The following is a 2591-nucleotide window of genomic DNA, read 5'->3' on the forward strand; positions in this document are numbered from 1 at the left end:
CCCGTATCCCGTGCAACGGACCACGGTCGGGGAAGCCTGCGACAACACCGTCTTCCATAACGTGCATTAAACAACATTGTTTTCTAATATGGTGGCGGGGGCAGCCCGGCGTTACGGGTGACGACCATTGATGAGGCCAACCAAGGAGGACCGTGGTGCGCGCATTCCGGGTCGCAGCCTTGGCATCGTCGCTGGGACTGGGTGCAGTCGTCGTGAGACGCCGGGCCACCAAAGCCATACCGCTGACGACGGAGTCCCCAAGCAGCGGTACCGCCCCGCAACGCTTCGCCTTCACCGGAGAACCATCGCGGAATCCCACGGTGGCCGTCGCCGTTCTCCGCGCAGCCGGCGCCGTGACCGACTTCGTCGGCGTCGACTTCGGCACACAGATCGCGCCGCTGATCGCATTCGACCATCCGCCGTCCTTCACCGTGTCTGGCCTAGATGTTCAGCGGGAGGACGTCGCGGGGCTGCCGGTGTACGTGATTCGTTCGGGCACTCCGTCGGCGAAATACGTGGTGGCACTGCACGGTGGCGCCTTTGTGGTGCAGCCGACGATCAATCACTGGTCTGCTTATGCAGCGATTGCCCGCCGTACCCACGCGACCGTGATCGTGCCGATCTACCCGCTGGCTTCGACTCCTCAGGGCAGGGCGAAGACCGTGATACCCGGCTTAGCGGACTGGATCTCCGCTCAGATGACGGTGCACGGTGCAGACAACGTCAGCGTGTACGGCGACTCCGCCGGCGGTGGAATGGCTCTGGCACTGGCGCAATTGTTGGTGAGCCGAGGCGACCCGACACCGTCACACATGGTGCTCATCTCTCCGTGGCTCGACGTCACGATGACCAATCCGGCCATCGCCTCGATCGACGACCCCGTGTTGAGGATTTCGAGTCTCCGAAGGGCTGGCAGGCAATGGGCTGGCGATCTGCCTCTGACCGATCCGTGGGTAAGCCCGGTATACGGCTCCCTCGCCGGTTTGCCACCGACCGCCGTGTACTGCGGGAACCTGGACCTGCTCGCCGCCGATGTGCTCCGGTTACGAGACGAGGTACCTGCAGAGGCGGCAAGCGGTTTCACCTTCGTTCTGCGAAATGGCGCGATTCACGACTGGGCCATGGGTGGCGCCCTCAGCACGCCGGCGTCGGCTGGTGTGCAGCGAAACGTCCACCGCCAGTTGGGGCTATGCCAGGTTTAGCGAACCCCGATCACGTTAATATCCGGAAATGACACTTCCCGCACATCGGGCACACGCCCGGCGCCTGCTCGCGGGTGTCGGTCCGCTGACCGTGACCGCGATGCTGATGTTCGGCACCGGGGTGGCCGTTGCCGACGACGATCAGCCGCCGGGACCCCCGCTGCATGCCGTGAAGTACACCGTCTTCTCCGAGACCCCATTCCGCAACGCCGAGATCTACTACCGCGACATCGACCCACCGAGCTTCGCGGACTACAGCCACAACCCGTACGTCTTCAGCCCCAACGTCGAGGCCGACGTCGGGCCCACGCAGCTGTGGACCATGGACGTGATGCTGGCCGACCCGGAGAACTGGGCCATGGTGACGGCGGGCAGCCTGGACTCACCGAAGCGACCGAACTTCCACTGCGTGCTGTCGATCGACGGCAAGGTGGTCGCGACCAACGAGGGACCCAAGGGCGCGCTCTGCTCGGTGCGGAACGGGTGACTTCCTAGATGCGCCCGAGGGGGGTGAGCGGTCTGGGAGATGACCGCGGAACCGGTCGCCCCATCCACACCCGAGTCGTCGTTCCGGCTGCTGGTATCGCGGTTCTGAGCCGCAGCTGATCCGTTGGAGAAGATCGTGGGCCGCAGGCAAAGTCAGCTCGCACCGTCGGTCATCGTTCCGGGGTCGCCTCCACGACACAGTCAGATCAGTTGACTTGAGATCTGAACTACGTGGTGTCGTGTGTCATGAATTCGCGTAGTACTCCAAACGTGGTTGGCTCAATGCGTCTGGCGTTGGGACGAACATCGAGCAACTCGTGGTGGTGTGAGGCCGTTGACGTTACGTTTGAGCTTGCGTCCAGTGCAACGGAACTGGCGCGCACAGAGAATCCAGTCAGGGGTCCATGATGAGCATCACCCAACACGTGCGCGGCGCAGGGCAAACCATTCAGCCAGTCGCCAACGCCGTGGGGATGAACGTGGCTGCTGCCGTGCGGACGCGTCGACGAGGGCTCGACGGGTGGATCGGTGCGGTGAACACCGACTACGACCCGATGAATCCCGTCACCGCCGCCCAACCGTTCGACGCCTACCGGGCGCTGCACCGCGGTGGTCGTGTGCACTACAACCCGAAGCGGGCCACCTGGATTCTGAGCCGGCTGGAAGACGTTAGAGCCGCATTGCGCGACACCGATCAGGTAACCAGCACCCAAGGCGTCACCCGGTTGAAGATGTCGGCTCCCCTTGCCGTGCTCTCCGACGGCGAAGAACACGCACGCCTGCGCAAACAGGTCCAACCGGGTTTCAGCAAGGGGGCGATGGATAGCTGGCGGGGAATGACGGAGAAACTGGCCGTCGAGCTCGTCGCCGACGTGCTGAGCCGACCTGGTTGTGATGTGGTGC

The 2591-nt window shown here is 63.9% G+C and carries 2 protein-coding genes and 1 pseudogene; all 3 read left to right on the forward strand.

Translation table 11 applies throughout. The features are described from left to right. The first annotated feature begins 155 nt into the window (after window positions 1–155). The gene (locus ACRDUX_RS18255) at window positions 156–1202 is read left to right on the forward strand and encodes an alpha/beta hydrolase (protein ID WP_526415430.1); all 1047 of its coding nucleotides are present in this window, start codon (window positions 156–158) and stop codon (window positions 1200–1202) included. 28 nt (window positions 1203–1230) lie between these two features. Then, window positions 1231–1689, forward strand: coding sequence for an Rv2576c family protein (locus ACRDUX_RS18260; RefSeq protein WP_526415431.1), 459 nt, complete (start codon window positions 1231–1233; stop codon window positions 1687–1689). Between the two features lie 406 nt (window positions 1690–2095). Beyond that, window positions 2096–2591: pseudogene (locus ACRDUX_RS18265) on the forward strand (cytochrome P450); the annotation flags it as partial.

The organism is Mycobacterium sp., from assembly GCF_050701675.1.
In the GTDB taxonomy this organism is placed as follows: domain Bacteria; phylum Actinomycetota; class Actinomycetes; order Mycobacteriales; family Mycobacteriaceae; genus Mycobacterium.